The sequence below is a fragment of the Streptomyces sp. MMS24-W38 genome, from assembly GCF_059889265.1.
Genome location: NZ_JCBCPP010000001.1, coordinates 1,780,525 through 1,797,005 on the forward strand (window position 1 = coordinate 1,780,525; position 16,481 = coordinate 1,797,005).

The 16,481-nt window shown below is 71.1% G+C and carries 18 protein-coding genes and 2 pseudogenes; 11 read left to right on the forward strand and 9 right to left on the reverse strand.

The genetic code is table 11. From position 1 onward, the window contains the following. Window positions 1-142: 142 nt before the first annotated feature. Window positions 143-664, reverse strand: a complete 522-nt coding sequence (locus AC6F7H_RS06705; protein ID WP_500755846.1) for a hydrogenase maturation protease — start codon at window positions 662-664, stop codon at window positions 143-145. Window positions 665-829: 165 nt separating this feature from the next. Here AC6F7H_RS06705 and AC6F7H_RS06710 point away from each other — a divergent pair, with 165 nt between their 5' ends. Together AC6F7H_RS06710 and AC6F7H_RS06715 are read left to right on the forward strand one after the other, a co-directional pair. Beyond that, window positions 830-1,309 carry an Hsp20/alpha crystallin family protein gene (locus AC6F7H_RS06710; protein WP_500755848.1) on the forward strand — a complete coding sequence of 160 codons (480 nt, stop codon included), beginning with the start codon at window positions 830-832 and terminating at the stop codon, window positions 1,307-1,309. Between the two features lie 161 nt (window positions 1,310-1,470). After that, window positions 1,471-1,725, forward strand: a complete 255-nt coding sequence (locus AC6F7H_RS06715; protein ID WP_500755850.1) for a hypothetical protein — start codon at window positions 1,471-1,473, stop codon at window positions 1,723-1,725. A 299-nt stretch (window positions 1,726-2,024) separates the two neighbouring features. Here the strand turns inward: AC6F7H_RS06715 and AC6F7H_RS06720 are convergent, their stop codons facing one another. Next, on the reverse strand, window positions 2,025-2,150 hold the full coding sequence (locus AC6F7H_RS06720; protein WP_500755852.1) for a hypothetical protein: 126 nt from the start codon (window positions 2,148-2,150) through the stop codon (window positions 2,025-2,027). Between the two features lie 500 nt (window positions 2,151-2,650). Here AC6F7H_RS06720 and AC6F7H_RS06725 point away from each other — a divergent pair, with 500 nt between their 5' ends. Then, window positions 2,651-2,860: a hypothetical protein gene (locus tag AC6F7H_RS06725; RefSeq protein WP_500755853.1), complete on the forward strand. Its 210-nt coding sequence runs from the start codon at window positions 2,651-2,653 to the stop codon at window positions 2,858-2,860. Between the two features lie 409 nt (window positions 2,861-3,269). Here AC6F7H_RS06725 and AC6F7H_RS06730 read toward each other — a convergent pair whose 3' ends face one another. Both AC6F7H_RS06730 and AC6F7H_RS06735 read right to left on the reverse strand, forming a co-directional pair. Further along, window positions 3,270-3,860, reverse strand: coding sequence for a CBS domain-containing protein (locus tag AC6F7H_RS06730; RefSeq protein ID WP_500755854.1), 591 nt, complete (start codon window positions 3,858-3,860; stop codon window positions 3,270-3,272). A 115-nt stretch (window positions 3,861-3,975) separates the two neighbouring features. Then, entirely contained in the window at window positions 3,976-4,413 is a 438-nt protein-coding gene (locus AC6F7H_RS06735; RefSeq protein WP_500755855.1) for a site-2 protease family protein, read from the reverse strand. Window positions 4,414-4,891: 478 nt separating this feature from the next. On the opposite strand from AC6F7H_RS06735, the gene AC6F7H_RS06740 reads away from it, so the two are divergent. After that, window positions 4,892-6,424: an AAA family ATPase gene (locus AC6F7H_RS06740; RefSeq protein WP_500755856.1), complete on the forward strand. Its 1,533-nt coding sequence runs from the start codon at window positions 4,892-4,894 to the stop codon at window positions 6,422-6,424. 10 nt (window positions 6,425-6,434) lie between these two features. On the opposite strand, the gene AC6F7H_RS06745 is transcribed toward AC6F7H_RS06740, so the two are convergent. The 4 genes and pseudogenes from AC6F7H_RS06745 to AC6F7H_RS06760 form a co-directional block, all read right to left on the reverse strand. Beyond that, window positions 6,435-6,902, reverse strand: coding sequence for a hypothetical protein (locus AC6F7H_RS06745; RefSeq protein ID WP_500755857.1), 468 nt, complete (start codon window positions 6,900-6,902; stop codon window positions 6,435-6,437). Then, window positions 6,844-7,209: pseudogene (locus tag AC6F7H_RS06750) on the reverse strand (hypothetical protein); the annotation flags it as partial. The gene AC6F7H_RS06745 and the pseudogene AC6F7H_RS06750, both read right to left, overlap by 59 nt. 132 nt (window positions 7,210-7,341) lie before the next feature. Further along, the gene (locus AC6F7H_RS06755) at window positions 7,342-8,883 is read right to left on the reverse strand and encodes a M28 family metallopeptidase (RefSeq protein WP_500755858.1); all 1,542 of its coding nucleotides are present in this window, start codon (window positions 8,881-8,883) and stop codon (window positions 7,342-7,344) included. Between the two features lie 325 nt (window positions 8,884-9,208). Then, on the reverse strand, window positions 9,209-9,889 hold the full coding sequence (locus AC6F7H_RS06760) for an HhH-GDP family DNA glycosylase (RefSeq protein ID WP_500755859.1): 681 nt from the start codon (window positions 9,887-9,889) through the stop codon (window positions 9,209-9,211). Between the two features lie 462 nt (window positions 9,890-10,351). Between AC6F7H_RS06760 and AC6F7H_RS06765 the strand changes: the two genes are divergently transcribed. The 4 genes from AC6F7H_RS06765 (at window position 10,352) to AC6F7H_RS06780 (ending at window position 12,185) form a co-directional block, all read left to right on the forward strand. Next, on the forward strand, window positions 10,352-10,606 hold the full coding sequence (locus AC6F7H_RS06765; protein ID WP_363038232.1) for a LapA family protein: 255 nt from the start codon (window positions 10,352-10,354) through the stop codon (window positions 10,604-10,606). A 114-nt stretch (window positions 10,607-10,720) separates the two neighbouring features. Continuing rightward, complete coding sequence (locus AC6F7H_RS06770; protein ID WP_500755861.1) at window positions 10,721-11,146, forward strand: CBS domain-containing protein; 426 nt, start codon at window positions 10,721-10,723, stop codon at window positions 11,144-11,146. A gap of 12 nt (window positions 11,147-11,158) precedes the next feature. After that, entirely contained in the window at window positions 11,159-11,500 is a 342-nt protein-coding gene (locus AC6F7H_RS06775) for a DUF6343 family protein (RefSeq protein WP_500755862.1), read from the forward strand. Between the two features lie 28 nt (window positions 11,501-11,528). Next, entirely contained in the window at window positions 11,529-12,185 is a 657-nt protein-coding gene (locus AC6F7H_RS06780; protein WP_500755864.1) for a dienelactone hydrolase family protein, read from the forward strand. 477 nt (window positions 12,186-12,662) lie between these two features. Here AC6F7H_RS06780 and AC6F7H_RS06785 read toward each other — a convergent pair. Beyond that, window positions 12,663-13,064 (reverse strand): annotated as a pseudogene (locus AC6F7H_RS06785) (class I SAM-dependent methyltransferase); the annotation flags it as partial. A gap of 195 nt (window positions 13,065-13,259) precedes the next feature. Here AC6F7H_RS06785 and AC6F7H_RS06790 point away from each other — a divergent pair. Genes AC6F7H_RS06790 through AC6F7H_RS06800 form a run of 3 tightly spaced genes read left to right on the forward strand, consistent with a single transcriptional unit; the run spans window position 13,260 to window position 16,407 of the window. Further along, window positions 13,260-14,612 carry a sugar ABC transporter substrate-binding protein gene (locus tag AC6F7H_RS06790; protein WP_500755865.1) on the forward strand — a complete coding sequence of 451 codons (1,353 nt, stop codon included), beginning with the start codon at window positions 13,260-13,262 and terminating at the stop codon, window positions 14,610-14,612. Further along, a complete protein-coding gene (locus AC6F7H_RS06795) occupies window positions 14,612-15,550 on the forward strand; it encodes a carbohydrate ABC transporter permease (protein ID WP_500755866.1) in 939 nt (312 codons plus the stop codon). Before AC6F7H_RS06790 ends, AC6F7H_RS06795 begins: the two co-directional genes overlap by 1 nt. Beyond that, window positions 15,547-16,407, forward strand: a complete 861-nt coding sequence (locus tag AC6F7H_RS06800) for a carbohydrate ABC transporter permease (protein WP_500755867.1) — start codon at window positions 15,547-15,549, stop codon at window positions 16,405-16,407. The genes AC6F7H_RS06795 and AC6F7H_RS06800 overlap by 4 nt, the downstream gene beginning before the upstream one ends. Window positions 16,408-16,481: the final 74 nt, after the last annotated feature.

Here is a 16,481-nt window from a genome sequence, read left to right on the forward strand (position 1 = left end):
CCCGCATCACAGGGCCGTACAGTGCGCAATCGGTCACGAACAGCGTGTCAGGCGCGCGGCTGTCCGGGAGGCAGCCGAGTCGGCGTGTCCCGTCAGATGGACCGGTCCGGACGCGGCTGCCCCGAGAACCGTCCGTCGGCGCTCACTCGGCCCGCAGACCGCGCACCGACCTCTCGTGGTGCCGCTCGACATCCACCGCGATCCGCCGGGCCACACGCGGCACCGCGCAGGCCACCGCCGGAGTGAGCCCCGTCCCCAGCGAACGGTCCGCTCCTTCGACCGCGTAGACGACGAGGCGGTCAGGGCTGCGCCCGAGGCTGTCGGCGAGACGCTGCGCCTCGGTGAGACCGAACCCGTGCGTGCTGTGCCTTGCCGGTGCGGTGCGGCGCAGGGCGCCGTCCGAGGCCGTACACCACCGGTGCGTTCGCCCCGGGTGTGCCGAAGGCGGGAAACACGCGTCGACAACGACTGCGAGGCCGGTGTTCTCCCAGAGTCCGATCAGTCGGCCGGGGTCTGCGTCACACTGCGCGAGCGCGGTGCCCGAGGGCAGCGGCCACCGCGCGGCCCGATCCCTCAACAGCGCGACAACGGCCCACCCGACCCCGTCGTCCCGGCGGAACTCGTTGCCGATCCCGATGACCACCGTGCCGACGAGCGGCTTCATTCGACTGCTCCTTCGTTCGATGCGTCGGCGTACCTGTCGCCTTCGCGGTGGAGTGGTGGCGGAGGGCTGCGGCCGCAGCGGATCGGTGGTCGAGTCGTGGGAAGAGGTGCGGGCACCCAGCATGGAGATTGGCCCGATCACCGTCGTTTCGCGAGGTGAACCGCGATGGCTCTGCCCGTACACCACCGCCCCGGCCAGCTCCTGGAACGGCCCTTCCACGCGCTGGGCGGGGGCGAGCCGATCGCCGCCGAGTTCGACGACCTCTTCGAGCGGATGAACCGTTTCCCGGAGGCCGCCGCCGGTACCGCTCCCACCGTCGGGGCCTTCTCGCCCCTGGCCGATCTGCACGAGACCGACGATGCCTACGTGGTCGAGGCCGAGCTGCCCGGGACCAAGCGCGAGGACATCGACGTCGAGATCAGCGAGCGGGAACTGCGTATCGCAGGAGAGTACAAGGAACGCGAGCGTGAGGGCGTCATGCGCCGCTGCACCCGGCGCACCGGACGCTTCGAGTACCGGGCCCTGCTGCCGGCCGGCGTCAAAGCGGACGAGATCACGGCGACACCGGCCGACGGGGTGCTGACCGTCACCGTGCCCAAGGCCCAGGCGGCCAAGCCCCAGCACATCGAGGTCGCCCAAGCCTGAAGCCGCGGTAGCCGCACGGTGGTGGGCGGTCACTTCACCCGCCCACCGCCCAGGGGACCATCTCACTTCCGGGCAGACTCCCGGTTCCCGGGCCGCATCAGGGCCGACCGGCCCCATCACGCCGGGAATCCTCACTGTCGCCGTCTGCCACGGAAACAAACATGACCGGTATCTACGCGCTGATCCGTCCCGGCGGCAGGCTGGAGTTCCGCGACGGCGTCCCGAACCGGACGCGCGAGGACGCCGACCCTCACCACGAAGCCCCGGCCGCCTTCGTCATCCAGCGAGCCGCCCGGGACGGTGACGGCCTGCACGGCCACGTCGCCGACACCTCCGCCCTGGGCTGCGGCGCATATCCGCCCAACCGCTCGTGGCCGCCCTCGGCGGCCCCGACCGGTATGTCTTCGGCAACCTGACCACCTGCGACAGCCAGACCACCGCGAACACCGGAGAATCGAGCCTGCGCGGTCTCACGGAAGCACAGCAGCGCCTCATTCACGACGTCCACACCACCGTCTCCAAGGACGCCGAAAGCGCTTGGCAGCCTGATGGGTTCGACTGACGCCGCTGCGAACCTCTTCCCCTGGCGCAAGGGCGCTGCTGCCTGATGCGGGAACTGCGGCGTCACGCCGCAGATGATGTCGGGAGCGGATCGGCAGAGCGTCCGGAAACTCGCCGTCGTGCAGACGGTCGACGGCGTCGGCAAGCAACGAGGTCACGGACCGTACCCGCAGCGGAGGCCCTGGATCCGCACCGGGGCGAGAGTGTCCGTGACGAGCAGACGGCGGAGCCCGAGCCGTCCGAGCCGGTCCTGGGCGTCCCCGCCACCCGCGCTCGTCATCGTCTCCTCGCCCTCCCCGAGAGCCTGATCGGCCAGGGGTGCACCACCCCGTCACGGCAGAGGAAGAGCCGGGCCCCCGCACGCTCCCGGGCCAAGAGCGTTCAGGGCACCTCCGTCCTGCAGTACTGCCACCGGGAAGGCCTGGCGATACGCACCGAAAAGCCCGGTTCGCTGCGGGCACTGGGCGACCGTTGTTTACTGGCTATAGGCAGTGATCGGCAGGGCACGGCTGCCGGGGCGATCCGAGCGGTGGTGCTCCCCTGGCCGATCAGGCTCCCGAGGACGTTGTCCGGGTTCTCTGTCCGGGCACTGTCGCTGCCGGGGCGGAGGGACTGCGTGGTGGCAGAAGGCACATCCCGCGCAGAGCGGACTCATCAGCGTGATGAGGAGCGGCACTGGAACCGAGGTGAGGAAGGTACTGGTTCCCGGCCTCGATGCCATCGGCTTCCCGAACCGCGTCGGCCCCATGGGCCCATCAACGTCTCGAAAGGAGGAACGAGATGGCTCAGAACCACCCCGAGGAATCCCATGCCGCGCCCGGCCCCGAAGCCCGGTTGAGTCAACTGGAAGCGCAGGTCGCGACCCTGGCCGAGGCCGTCCGGGTACTCGCCCGCGGCCTGGAGAGCGTCCCGTCGGAGGACACTCCTCCCGAGGAAGCGTCCCGCGGTGCACGACTCGCCCACGAACTCCTGCTCTCCCAGGGCCTGTAGACGATTCCCGGCGCCGGTGGAACGGGCCTCCGGCTCGCCGCCCGCCAGCTCGCCGCGGACCCGCCACAGTGCCCGGTGGCAGCTCCATACGCGTCCCGTGCCATGGGCGCCGGCAGGTCGGGGCGGCCGGGCCCGGGGGCGCCCTCGCAGTGGGCGCACAGCCGGCGCGGGACGCCGTCCACATCGTGGGGCTCGATCTTCGCGATGTCGTGGAAGACGTCGTGGACCAGGTCCAGACCCGCCTCGGCGGCGGTGGCCCCGGCTTCCCGGACGAAACGGCTCGCGCACTCGTCGCGACCGTCGCAGCCGTACCTGACCGGCCCGATGCCGGGTCCCAGCCGTCGTGGCGGACGCCACGCAGCAACTCGGGAGGCCGCGCACCGAAGTGGGTCGCGGTGCCGTGCCGCGGTCACGGACCACCGCGCCGTCCGGGAGCGGCGTTCATCAGCCAGTTCACGGTACGGCTGACGTCCGAGAGCGGGACGATTCCGACCAGTCCGCCGTCGTCCACGACCAGGACCCGGTGCTCGGCGCCCGGCGCCATGGGCGGCAGCAGGTCCGCCAGCGGGCTGTCCGGCTCGGCCACGGAGACCTGCGACAGCGGCACCATCGCCTCCCTCACCGTCACGGCATGGGCCTCGTCCTGCGGCACCCTTCTGGCGCTGTCGATGGTCACCAGCCCGACCGGGGCCCCGTCGTCGGTCACCGGGAACGCCGAGTGCCGGTAACGGTAGCGCGCACCCGTGAGAAAGCCCGCGACCGTGGTGTCCTCGGGGACCGCGAGAGGTTCGGGCGTCATGGCGTGCCGGACGGGGACACCGGCGAGCATCTCGCGCAGCTGGGCCTGCCGTCCCTCGGCGGTGGCGGCCGTGATGAGGAACCAACCGGTCAGCGCCGGCCACAGACTGCCGAACGTGCCGGTCCGTAGGAACGCGATCAGCCCGAGGACCACCAGCAGCCACCCGGGGACCCGCCCCGCCGCGGTGGCACCGGCTGTCACCCGCAGTCGGTCACCAGTGCGCCACCACAGGAACGCGCGCAGCAGCCGGCCGCCGTCGAGCGGGGCAGCCGGGCAGCGCGTTGAAGAGCGCGAGGAGCACGTTGATGCCCGCCGGCTACGCCACCATCCCCACCACGACCCCGGGCCCGGACGCCAGGTCGAGCAGCCAGGCACCGCATGCGAAGAGCCCGCCCAGCAGGAGGCTGATGAGGGGGCCGGCGCCGGCGATCCCCAGCTCCGCACCGGGGCTGGACGCCTCGGTCCTGAGCCGGGCCGCTCCGCCCGGCAGCCACAGCACGATGTCGTCCACCTCGACCCCGTTGCGCCGGGCCACGACGGCGTGCCCCAGCTCGTGTGCGAGCGGGGAGGCGAAGAAGACCACGGCGGTGCACAGGCCGGCCGCACAGTACACCGCCCAGGCACGCCCCGGATATGTCTCCGGGAGGCGGCCCTGCGACAGGCCGAACACGATGATGCCGGAAACGAGCAGCACGCTCCAGCGCACGCCGACCCGGACCCCCGCGACCCGTCCCAGGACGAACGTCGCCCGCACGGCGCTCTCCCCTGCTCAAGCCGTCACCCGACAAACAGCCGACCCGCTCCGCCTCACCACCACCCCGCCTCCCACGGTCGTCCGACCGCGCTCGTCCCCGGCCGGTCGGCGAGCCGACCCTCCTGGTCCCAGTACACCCTCGGTCCGACGGCTCCGCGCGCCGAGGGCTTGAGGACGTGGGGCCGGGAGGGTGGAGCACGCCGGGGTCCGACGGCCTCCGTCCAGTGGCACCGACGCCGGGCACATGTCCGCGACCGGCATGCCGAACAGGTCGGTTCAAGGTGTCCGTCAGGCTCGGCCCGCCATGGATCCCGCCCGTCCCGCGCCAGGGCCGGGGCCGGGGCCGGGGCGAGATCGAAGCCGGCCTGAGCCGACGGCGGAACGCGGCAACCGTCGAGTGCGCGTCCGCGCGTGTCGCGGCGTCCGGCATTCGAGGTTGTACTGATGGTGGGGGCGCTACCGAGCGAGGGGAGCAACCGTGTCGCCGTCCGACGTTTCCCACCCCGCGAAGCCGGAGGCGGTTTTCGACCGCGACGCCGAGTGGGACGCACTCGTCGCGTTCGCCGGCGACACCCGACCCCATCCTGGACTCGGTGTCGTGTCGGGCCGGCTGCGGCAGGGCAAGACGCACCTCCTGAAGGCGCTCACCGCGGCCCTGGGCGGCTTCCGTTTCGGGGCGCAGCAGGCCGCTCGGGCCGAGTCCCTGCGCCGTCTCGGCGACGAGCTCGCCCGGTACACGGGCACAGCGCCACCCGGTCACCCGCCTCGCTGGGAGGACGCCGTCGACGCGCTGCTCGCGCTGGGTGAGCGAGGGCGGCCCGTACCGGTCGTCCTCGACGAGTTCCCCGACCTGGTGCGGCAGAGTCCCGAGCTCCCCTCCGTCATCCACAGCGCCTACCGGCGGCTGCGCGAGACGGGGCGGGACAACCGTACGCGCCTGCTGCTCAGTGGCAGTTCCCTGCCCGTGATGCACCGGCTGTTCGGCGCGGCCGCACCGCTGCACGGACTGGCCGATCTGGAACTCACCCTTCGTCCGCTGGACTTCCGGCAGGCCGCGCGGTTCTGGGGCATCGACGACCCCCGCCTCGCCCTGCTGGTCCACGCCGTCGTGGGCGGAACCCCCGCCTACCGGCACTACGTCGCAGACGACGCCCCCAGCGGGCCGGACGACTTCAACACCTGGGTATGCGGAACCGTCCTCAACCCCCGCACTCCCTTGTTCCTGGAGCCGCATCACCTGCTGCAGGAGGGAACCGATCACTGGGACCGCGCGCTGTGCCACTCCGCGCTCGCCGCCATCGCCACGGGCTGCCGGACCCAGGGCGAGATCGCGGAGTGTCTCGGCACGCCGCTCACCGACGCCTCACACTGTCTGGCGCTCCTGCAGACGAACGGCCTGCTGTACGGCGAACCCGACGCCTTCCGGCCGCACCTGGTCCGGCTGCGTATCGCAGAGCCGCTGCTCGCCTTCGAACACGCAGTCGTCCGGCCCCAGCGCTCGGCGTTGGAACAGCAGGGCGCCGTGGAAGTCTGGCGGCGCGCACGTCCCGTCTTCGACTCCGCGGTGGCCGGCCCCCACTTCGCACAGGTCTGCCGGGACTGGGCCATGGACTTCGCCGGCCATGCCGTCTTCGGCGCACACCCCGCGACGGCGGCTCAGGGCTCACTCCCCGATCCGGAGCAACACGCCGGTCCGGACGTGGAAGCGGACGTGGTCGTGCGCGGCCGGGCTGACGCCCGTCCCGGACCTCTGCTGTCGGTGGGGGTGGCGCGCTGGGACGAGGTCATGGACCTGCACCACCTGGAACACATCCGTCGCCTCCTCGTGCTGCTCGCCGCCCGCGGCGAGGACATCACCCACACCCGCCCCGCCTGCTACAGCGGCGTCGGCTTCACCCACGCGCTCCACGCGGCCGAAGCCGACGGACAGGTGGTGCTCGTCGGCCTCGACCGGCTGTACCAGGACGACGGTTCGGCAGCGACGGCGAAGACGCGCAGTGCACGGCGGTGATCCGGTTCAGTCAGGGATTCCCTGCGACGTCCCGCACCTCGCGGCTTCCCGGTGCTCCCGGTGGACCTGTGCCGGACCGTCGGCAGGAGCTGACGAACGCCGGGGGCACTTCGGGCAAGGCCATCACCGATCGCCGCACGGACCCGGACCCGTACCAGGAATCGTAAGGACCGCGGATCGGGTGGCGGCGCTGGGCGGCGTCGAGGACGTCCTGGGGAAAGCGGTCGCCGGCCACATGGTGTCGGCCCTTGGTCCGACCGACCGCGGTGAGGATGCCCGCCTTGACGAGGGCCTGCATGTCACGAGTGGCCTGCTGGGAGTTCGGCCCTTCGCTCTTCTCGTGGCGTGAGCGGCGCACGCGTCCGGCCAGGGTCACTTCATGGAGGGCGGCGACCTGCCGTTCGCTGACCCCCAGGGCGTCAGCGTGCTGGTCGAGCAGAACCCCGACGTCGGTGGAACGCCGCACACGGTGCTGCACTCGCTGCGCCTGCTCGTGATGGGCGCGAGTCGAAGCGGATCCACGGACCGGTGTCGCGCTGCGGCGAGCAGACGGGGCCGCCGACTTCGCGGAGCACCTCGTAGTGGTCATAGGTGTTTCCAGGCATGCCGAGCCGCTCCTCGATGGAGGAGAACTCAGGCGCAAGAACGCGCCGGCGGGCGATGACAAGGGTTTGCGGGCTGCGGGACATGCGGCCGCTGCCGTCCTCCCACGGGTGGATCTTCACCAGGTCGAGGGGAGCCATCGCGGCGCGGATCAAGGGGTCCGCGCCGAGGTCGCCCTCGTTGAGCCGGTCGACCGGTTCTCCGGTGAGAGCCGGGAGTCGATCCTCGTGGGGCCCCTCGTGTTCCGTGCTGAGCGGATCACCCGCGGCGAAGGGAGGGCCGGACTGTCCGGCCCTCCCCCTGTGTGCCGGGAGTTACTCGGTGACCTCGTGGTCGTGGCCCTCGTGCAGGCCGCCGCCGCTGCCCGCCGAACCCTTGGTGTTCCGCGGCGCCACCGGCTTGCTCAGCAGGCTGGTGTCCCAGGCGTACTGGCCCGCCGCGTTGGCGATGACGTCGATGTTGACGTCGAACGCCTTCATGTCGATGTTCTTCAGGTTGTCGCAGGCGGCGTGGTAGCAGGCGTCGTACGCGACACCGACCTTGCCGCCGTACGCCTTTGCCTGCTCGGCCGTCTTGATGCCCTCGGCACCGGTGAAGGTGCCGCCCGAGGGGATGCCCACCTCGATGAACGGCCCGTAGTCCGACCGGCCGGTGAAGTCGGTGCCCTCGTGCGGGATGCGCCGGCTGTCCAGGTAGTCGGTGATCTGCCGCTCCAGCTGCGCCGAGCCCTCCGGGCCGGGGCCGGCACCGACCTGGTCGGAGTCGTCGCCGTCGTAGACGAACTGGGCGTAGTTCGGCGAGGCGATCATGTCGAAGTTCAGGTACAGCTTGACCTTCGCACGGTCCGCCGCCGAGAGGCTGTCGACGTACGCCTCCGAGCCCAGCAGGCCGAACTCCTCAGCCGACCACCAGGCGAAGCGCACCTTGTTCTTGGTCTTCTCGTGGGCGAGGTTCAGGGCCACCTCGAGGATGCCGGCGGAGCCGGATCCGTTGTCGTTGATGCCCGGGCCGTCCGCCACCGAGTCCAGGTGGGCGCCGAACATCACCACGTTGTCGGCGGCGCCGCCCTTGGTCTCGGCGATCACGTTGTAGGTGCGCCGGGTCTCCGAGAAGGTGCGGATCTCCAGGTTGACGGTCACTGCGCCGGCGGCGGCCCTGGCCGCGAGCGCCTCGCCGTCCGCCTGCCTGACGCCGCCTGTCGGGATCTTGGCGACGGCGGGGTCTCCCAGGGTGCCGCTGAGCGCGCCCTCGGTGTTGTTGTAGATGATCGCGCCGACCGCTCCCGCACCGGCGGCGGTCTCCTGCTTCTCCGCGAAGGTGCAGCCGCCGCGCTTGATCAGCGCGATCTTGCCGGTGAACGTCTCGGGGGCGTAGTCCCCCGGCTCGCAGCCGGTGGTGTCGTCGACCGGCACCACCGCGACCGGGGCGGTGATGCCGCCTACCGGGCTGCTGGCGGAGTACGTCATGGCGGTCACCGGGACGTCCTGCTGCTGCGGCGACACCACCCGCAGGCTCTGCGCCAGCGTCTCGGTGAACGGGAAGTCGAACTCGTTCCGGGTCACCGAGTACCCGGCCTTCTGCAGCAGGCCTTCGACGTACTCGGCCGACTTCCGGTGCCCCTCCGACCCGGCCACCCGGGTGTTCCCGTTCTTGTCGGCGATCCGCTGGAACTGCTTCAGATGCTCGTGGGCATCCTTGGCGTCGCTCTTCTTGACGAGCTTGTTCGCGAGCTTGGCAGCCTCCTTGGCAGGGTTGCTGTGGGCGGAGGCGGTGCCCGAACCGATCAGCAGCAGCGGCGTTATGAGCCCTGCGACGGATACGGCGACTACCGTGGTGCGGCGGTTCCGAGCGTTCAAAGCGCTTCCTTCCGGCGGTCCATGAGGAAAGGGCGTAAAACCGAAAACAGGCCGAACGATGTGCAGCGGTACTCCGGGCAGGCAGGGATGGCTGGATCGCTCTGCCCCTGCCACCGGCAAGGAGAAAGGTATCTGCTCGCTAAACGCTTGGTAATGGGTTGACGGGAATCTTCGGTGTCGACACCACCCGTACGCACCGATCGGCCGCCGGCACGACGAAGTTGACTGGAAGTCACCGCCGCCGGCCAGTGCCGCATCAGGCGACGTCCGCCCCGTGGCGATGTGTCACCCGGTTGCCGTGCCCTGTTCTCTGCGGAGGGTTCTGTCAGGCCACCCCGGCGGCGGTGAGCACCTCGTCCGCCAGCGGCTTGTCGAGGGCCGCGTGGACCAGGCCGTCCGCCAGCCGGGGCATCTCGCGGGCGGAAACGAGGCGGCTCAGCCTGTCGGGCGAGGCCGGCAGCCCGAGCCGCCGGGCGCCGTCCAGTGCCTTGCGGTCGATGTACGGCGCGTACTCCGGCCACACGCCCTGCACATCACGCAGGAAGATGTCGACCCCGGTGGGCCCGATCCCGGGTATGCCCATCAGGGCCTTCTTCGGGTCGGGTTCCTCACGCAGTCGGCGCAGATCGCCGCCGTGGCGCTCCAGCAGCAGTTCGGCCCCCTTACCCAGCATCGTGGAGGTCCGCTCGTCGTAGCGCCGGTAGCCGCCCTCGCCGAGTGCGTCGACGCGCTGCTGCCAGGAGGCGTCCGCCATCGCCCGCGGGGTGCGCATGCCGGCGTCGAACAGCGCCCTGGCCGCTGCCACCGCGGTGCCGGACCTGATGGGAGCACTGAGGAGAATCGCGAGCACGAGCGTCTGGTACAGCGGTGCCGGGGTGTTGCGCAGCCGGATGCCCGCCTGCGCCGCATAGGTGCTCCGCTGCCGGTCGAGCAGTGCGCGCGCCACGGCTCGGTCCGTCGCGCCGGTCGTCTTCTCACCGGCCTTCCCCATGGCTTTCGTAGTCATCGTCCGGTCACCCACTCGACGGTTCAGTGGTTCACCGGTGAGTCGGTCCACCGGCTTTCCCCATGGGAGGCATCACCCACCTCGTTCGAGTACCCCTCCTCGTTCGATGAGTTCCTGCCGGGTCGAGGGTCTGTTCCGGTGAGCGTCACAGGACGTCGTACGACGCCGCCCGGCCGCCCGCCCGTCGTCGACCTGGCCACCTGGCAGACCCTCCGGGACGAGCTGCCTGGTCCGGGAGAAGGCCCACACCCGCGAGGGCGGCGCCCTCGCTGCCCCGGGCCCGACGACGGTCCTCACCCCGGACCCCGGGGCTCCCATCGCCCCGTGCGGCTCTCGCATCACCGTCATCGCGGTCTGATGCCGACATCCCGAAGGGATCGCAAGGCTTCGCGGATCGTTCGGTGGCGCGCCACCTGTTGGAAGAGGACGCTGGATGCAGGGGCGACGTGATGGAGAGACCCCATGACTCGGACCAGTACAAGCCGCAAGGCGCACACACCGTTCTTTTCCCGCCCCGGCGTCCGCCGCCTCACACCGTTCGTCCTGATCACCGCGATCGCTCTGATCTTCATCTTCGAGAACCGCGCGAGTGTCGAGATCCGGCTCCTCATTCCGATGGTGACCATGCCGCTGTGGGGCGCCCTCCTGATCGCCTGGGGCCTCGGCATGCTCGCCTGCCTCTTCACCGTGCGCCGACGCTCGAACCGGCGCTCATGACGGACGGGGTGAGTTCCTGCGCCGGCGCCGCGTCCCTCCCGAACGGTTTACCGTCGGAGGTGCGGGCTACGCGGGCGGTGCGACGTACCGCCGACGCAGGACCCGGAGGTTCCCATGACCACTCGGATACGTGACGTGATGTCGCCCGGCACGGCCGCCGTCGAGCCCATGACCACGGTGGCGCGAGCCGCCCGGCTGATGCGTGAGCAGGACATCGGCGACGTTCTGGTGACGTACGACTGTGACCTGTTCGGCATGCTCACCGACCGGGACATCGTGATCCGGACCCTCGCCGAGGGCCTCGACCCCGCCGTCACGTCCGTCGGCTCGGTGTGCACCCGCCCGCCGGTGGTGACCCTGGCGCCGGACGACACCACCGATCACGCGATCGAGCTGATGCGGCGGTACGCCGTGCGCCGCCTGCCGGTGGTGGAACACGGTGGCTGCCCGGTCGGCATCGTCAGTCTCGGCGACCTCGCCACCACCGACGACCCGCACTCGGCCCTGGCGGATGTCAGCAGGGCCGCCCCCAACCGTTGACGGAGGTGCAGCGTGCGCGACGAAGAGCCCGAGGTGACGACGCGGGAGGCGCCGAGGGCGCGCTCCGGGTCGATCGGCCGGCGTCGGCCGCGAACGGGTACCGAACCGCTCACCGCCCGCAGTCCGCTCCGGCTGCGGCTGCGGCTGGCGGGTGCCTTCCTGCCGCTCTTCGCCGCGGCGGCCGTGCTCTTCGGCCTCTGGGCGGCGGAATCCGGGCCCGGCGACAGCCCCGGCCGCGGCGAGCTGGTCGTGGTCACGGTCGTGTGCGGTGTGCTCGCCCTGTCCGCGGCGGTCGATCTGTGGGTCGTGATCCGTCGGCTGCGGCGCGAGCGGGAAGCCGGCGCCTCGAGGTAGCGGGGCAGCGAGGAAAAGGGTGAGGCGGATGATCTCCCGAGTGTGCACGGTGCCCGTCGATGACATCGAGCTGACGGGCGACCTCGACGTGCCGACGCCCGCGGGGGCGGTCGTGCTGTTCGCGCACGGCAGCGGCAGCTCCCGGCACAGCCCGCGCAACCGTGCGGTCGCCGCCGAACTGCGTACCGCGGGACTCGGCACCCTGCTGATCGACCTGCTCACCGAGGAAGAGGAGCGGCGCGACGCGGCGACCGGCGAGCACCGCTTCGACATCGCCCTGCTGGCCCGCCGTCTGGTGGCCGCGATCGACTGGCTCGAGGTCCGGTCCGAGACCCGGGGCCTTCCCGTCGTCCTGTTCGGCGCCAGTACCGGTGCGGGCGCGGCCCTGGTCGCCGCCGCCGAGCGGCCCGCCCGGGTGCTGACCGTGGTGTCGCGCGGCGGACGGCCGGACCTGGCGGGCGACGCCCTGGAGGCCGTGGGGATGCCGGTCCTGCTGATCGTCGGCGGACGGGACGACCAGGTGATACGGCTCAACCAGGAGGCGGCCCGCAGGCTGGGCGGTCCGCACACCCTGCGGATCGTGCCGGGTGCCACCCACCTGTTCGAGGAGCCCGGCGCGCTGGAACAGGTCGCCGAGACCGCCCGCCGGTGGTGCGACGAACGGCTGCGGGCCACGGCCGGCTGAGGGGCCCGGGACAGCCGTCCACCTCGGATCCGGGCCCGGGCCCGCTCGGCCGTCCGTCGCCGGCCGGGTGGCGGTCACCAGCCAGTGGCGGGCGGTGAGGCGTACGGCCTCGCCCGTCTCGTACGCGCGCAAGGCGTCGGCGGCGGCCCGCCGGGCCCGGTCGACGGCTTCGGGGTCGACATCGCGCAGCCGGTGGCGCATCGGCCCCCCCCAGCCGAAGGGGAAGCAGGCGGCGTCCTCCGCGTCCGCGCCCCACGCCTGCGGCACTTCGATCGGCTCGGCGCCGACCGCGTCGAAGCCGGCGTCACTCAGGACGCGTGTGGTGCGTGCGGGGTCCGCGAAGGAGGCGGGGCCGGTCTCCGTCTCCTCGGACGGATCGGGCAGGGGCAGGTGCTCGGCGACGGCCGCGAAGATCACCGACTGGTCCGTCCGGTCGAAGGACCCCGGGCAGGCGAAGGCGAGTCGTCCGCCCGACCGCAGGGCGCGTCCGATGTTCGCGAACGCGGCGACCTGACCGGCGAAGGACATGATCCCGAAGCAGCTCAGGGCGACGTCGAGAACGGCGTCCTCGAACGGGTACACCCGGGCGTCGGCCTGGATGTGGGAGACGTTGCCGAGGTGTTCCGCGGCGGCGCTCGCGCGGGCCCGCTCCAGCATGGGCACGGACGGGTCGACGCCGACGGCGCGGTCCGCGGTGCGGCCGGCCGGCCGGGTCAGGTGTGCGTTGCCGCAGCCGATGTCGAGGACCCTGTCCGTGTCCTGGATGCGGACGGCGTCCAGGAACGGGGGGGTCGGCGGGGTCGTTGAGTGGGTCGTAGCGCGACCGGTGTCCGGCCCGGTGCCGGCCCTCGTAGCCGTTCCACGCCTCGGACTGACCAGTGTTCACGACCCGGTTCTCGGCCATACCTTCCGTGGTGCCGCACACGGCGTCCGGGCGGTCCGTGGCGTCCCGCTCGGACCTCCGGTCACACCTCTGGAGTTCATGTATATAAATAGCGTTCACTGCCTTGATGAGCGGAGTGTCTGTGCGTAGAGTCCGTTCACCTCGCCCGTACGGACTGGACGGAGCCACCCGTGTCGAAGCAACTCCGTAAGCCAAGAGGAGGGCGGCAGTTCGGCGCCATCGCCGCCGTTCTTGCCGTAGCCGCTGCCACCGCCACCGGGTGCTCCTCGGGCGGGACAGGCCGACAACAGGACGAGTCACAGCCGTTGGAGATCTGGATCCGGCAGGACGCCGGCAGCCCCTCCGCGGAATCGGCCGAGGCTCTCACCAAGGCGTTCACCCAGGAGACCGGTGTCAAGGCGAAACTGGTCGCCGTCGGGGTGACGGACTTCGAGACCAAGCTCCAGCAGCGCACCGCGCAGAAGGACCTGCCGGACATCGTCATCAACGACACCGGCCAGTTGGGGAACCTGGTGACCCAGGGGCTGGTCCGTGAGGTCGACCGCGAGGGCGTGGCCGGCAGCGCCGATCTCGCCGACCGGGCCTGGGAGGCGGCGCGGGGCCACGACGGCAAGTACTACGGCGTGCCCTTCAACTCACAGGCCTTCGCGCTGCTGATACGCAAGGACTGGCGGGAGGAGGTGGGCGCGGAGATACCCGAGTCGTGGGACGAACTCACCGAGCTGGCCGTGAAGTTCACCCGGGAGGACCCGGACGGCAACGGCAAGGACGACACCGCCGGCATGGTGATACCGGGGACCACCACCCGCGGCTATCTGACCTGGTGGTTCTCCACCATGCTGTGGTCGGAGGGCGGAGACTTCGTCAAGAAGCAGGGCGACGGCTACGTGCCCGCGATCGACGAGCCCGCGTCGGTCAAGGCCGTCGAGAAGCTGCAGGCGATGTTCTGCGACTCCAAGGTCGCCCAGCCCGGCGCCAGTACCGCCGACTCCTCCACCACGCACACCGTCTTCGAAAGCGGCAAGGGCGGCATCTATCTGACCGGCCCCTACATGCTGCCGCGCTTCGACGGGACGCTCGGCAAGGACAAGTACGAGGTCGTCGCGCCCCCGCCGGGCGCCGGCGGCGAGACCGTCCTGGCGGAGGGCGAGAACGTCTACATGATGGCCGGCTCGGCCAACGAGAAGGGCCAGCAGGAGTTCGCCGAGTTCGCCGCCTCCCCGGCGGGCCAGAAGATCGGCCTCGGGGTCGACAACGGCGGCATCATCGTCCGGCTGCCCGTCAACACCAAGGTGGACGGAGCCGCCGAACGCAAGGACCCGCGCTGGGAGACCTTCCAGCAGGTCTACGACGAGTCCGGCCGCAACGCGCCGGCCCTGCCCAACTGGTCCGCCATCCGGCAGATCTCCGCCGAGGGCCTCAACGGCGTCGTCTCCGACTGCGCGCGCGACGTGACCAGGGCGATGGGCGACCTGGCCGGCGAGTTCGACGCGGAGCTCGAGAAGCAGGAGGCCGAGGGCTGATGGCGGTGACCGAGGCACGGACGTCACCAGGGCCCGACACCCGGCGTCCGTTCCGTACGGGACCGCCGGTGAAGGCACGGTTGCGCCGGGCCGCGACGCCATGGCTCTTCCTGGCCCCGGCCCTGCTGCTCTTCCTGTACTTCAAGTTCATTCCCATGGCCCAGGCCGTGCGGATGAGCTTCGAGGAAGTCCGGCCGTTCCTCGGTAACACCTATGTCGGCGGCGCGAACTACTCCGAGATCTCGGGCAGCGCCGATTTCGGGGCCGCGGTGTGGCACACGGTGGTGCTCGCCGTGGCCACGACCGCCGGCTCGATCGTGCTCGGACTGGTCCTGGCCCTGCTGCTGGAGGGCCAGACCCGGTCCCTGTGGTTCGTCCGGTCGGCGATCTTCCTGCCGGTGGTCACGGCCATGGCGGTGGTGGCCGAGGTGTGGCGGGTCATGTACTACCCGGCCCAGGGCGGTGCGCTGAACTCGGTGCTCTCCCTCTTCGGTCTGGGGCCCAGCGAGTTCCTCAACTCGCCGGACAGCTCGCTGGCGTCCATCGCCTTCGTGGGCATCTGGCGGGGCGCCCCGTACGACATGATGATCTTCCTGGCGGGGCTGGCGGGCGTGGACCGGGTGCTGTACGAGGCGTCGGCGGTCGACGGCGCCTCGCGCTTCCGCCGGATCCGGCACGTCACTCTGCCCGGGCTGCGGCCGGTGTTCGCGATTCTGCTGACCCTGGCCGCGATCCGGGGGCTGCGGATCTTCACCGAGGTGTTCCTGCTCACCAACGGCGGGCCCGACGGCTCGACGGAGGTGCTGCTGACACTCACGTACAAGCTCGGGCTGGAACGCAACGAGCTGGGGGTCGCGGCGGCCGGAACCGTCCTGCTGTTCCTGGTGCTGCTGGTGCTGACCGTCGCGTCGCGACTGCGCCGGAGGGAGATCCGATGAGGAACGACACCGCGCTCGGCCTGCAGGAGGCGCACGGGCCGTGGGCCCGGGTGCTGAGGTTCGTCCTGTACACCGTCCTCTTCGGGATCTTCGCGGGACCGCTGCTGGCGCTGATGGTCGGCGCCTTCACCCCGACCGTGGACCCGACGCAGTTCACCCTGTTCCCCGACCGGCTGTCGCTGGACAACCTGGAACGGGCGGTCGACCGGAACGTCCTGGACCATCTCCTCAACTCGTTCATCGTGGTGGGCGGCGGACTGGCCCTGCAGGTCCTGGTCAGCGTCTTCGCCGGCTATGCCCTGGCCCGTAAGCGCTTTTGCGGTTCGGCGGCGGTGCTGGTGTTCATCCTGGCGACGATGATGCTGCCGGAGGAGGTGCTGGCCGTACCGCTGTCGGTGCTGCTGGCGGACCTGCCGGTGCTGCACATCAGTCTGGTCGGCTCGCTGGTCGGCATGATCGTGCCGGTGGCGGCGTGGGGCTTCTCGATCCTGGTGATGACCGAGTTCATGAAGGAGATCCCCAAGGAGCTGGAGGAGTCGGCGAAGCTGGACGGCGCGGGCGAGTTCCGCGTCTTCTGGCAGGTCGTACTGCCGCTCTGCCGCCCCGCTCTGGGCGTGATCGGCATCTTCGGGTTCACGATGATCTGGGACCAGTACATGCTGCCGCTGCTGGTCGCCACCGACCCGGCCCAGTACACCCTGCCGCTGGCGCTGCGCTCCCTGCGCTCGGACGACCAGGTGGGCATCGGGGTGCTGCTGGTGGGCGCGTTCCTGGCGATGCTGCCGTCGGTGCTCGCCTTCCTGGCGCTGCAGCGCTCGTTCATCCGGGGGCTGACGTCGGGGGCGGTCAAGGGATAGGGACAAGAACGGGGACAGGGACAGGGGGTACAGACAGGGGCAGGCACGGGGGACCGGTCCGCTCCGGACTCCGG

Excerpts from the sequence above, each read along its gene's own strand:
- AC6F7H_RS06705 (WP_500755846.1), bottom strand. The coding sequence starts at position 664 with ATGAAGCCGCTCGTCGGCACGGTGGTCATCGGGATCGGCAACGAGTTC.
- AC6F7H_RS06710 (WP_500755848.1), top strand. The coding sequence starts at position 830 with ATGGCTCTGCCCGTACACCACCGCCCCGGCCAGCTCCTGGAACGGCCC.
- AC6F7H_RS06715 (WP_500755850.1), top strand. The coding sequence starts at position 1,471 with ATGACCGGTATCTACGCGCTGATCCGTCCCGGCGGCAGGCTGGAGTTC.
- AC6F7H_RS06720 (WP_500755852.1), bottom strand. The coding sequence starts at position 2,150 with ATGACGAGCGCGGGTGGCGGGGACGCCCAGGACCGGCTCGGACGGCTC.
- AC6F7H_RS06725 (WP_500755853.1), top strand. The coding sequence starts at position 2,651 with ATGGCTCAGAACCACCCCGAGGAATCCCATGCCGCGCCCGGCCCCGAA.
- AC6F7H_RS06760 (WP_500755859.1), bottom strand. The coding sequence starts at position 9,889 with ATGACTACGAAAGCCATGGGGAAGGCCGGTGAGAAGACGACCGGCGCG.
- AC6F7H_RS06765 (WP_363038232.1), top strand. The coding sequence starts at position 10,352 with ATGACTCGGACCAGTACAAGCCGCAAGGCGCACACACCGTTCTTTTCC.
- AC6F7H_RS06770 (WP_500755861.1), top strand. The coding sequence starts at position 10,721 with ATGACCACTCGGATACGTGACGTGATGTCGCCCGGCACGGCCGCCGTC.
- AC6F7H_RS06780 (WP_500755864.1), top strand. The coding sequence starts at position 11,529 with ATGATCTCCCGAGTGTGCACGGTGCCCGTCGATGACATCGAGCTGACG.
- AC6F7H_RS06795 (WP_500755866.1), top strand. The coding sequence starts at position 14,612 with ATGGCGGTGACCGAGGCACGGACGTCACCAGGGCCCGACACCCGGCGT.
- AC6F7H_RS06800 (WP_500755867.1), top strand. The coding sequence starts at position 15,547 with ATGAGGAACGACACCGCGCTCGGCCTGCAGGAGGCGCACGGGCCGTGG.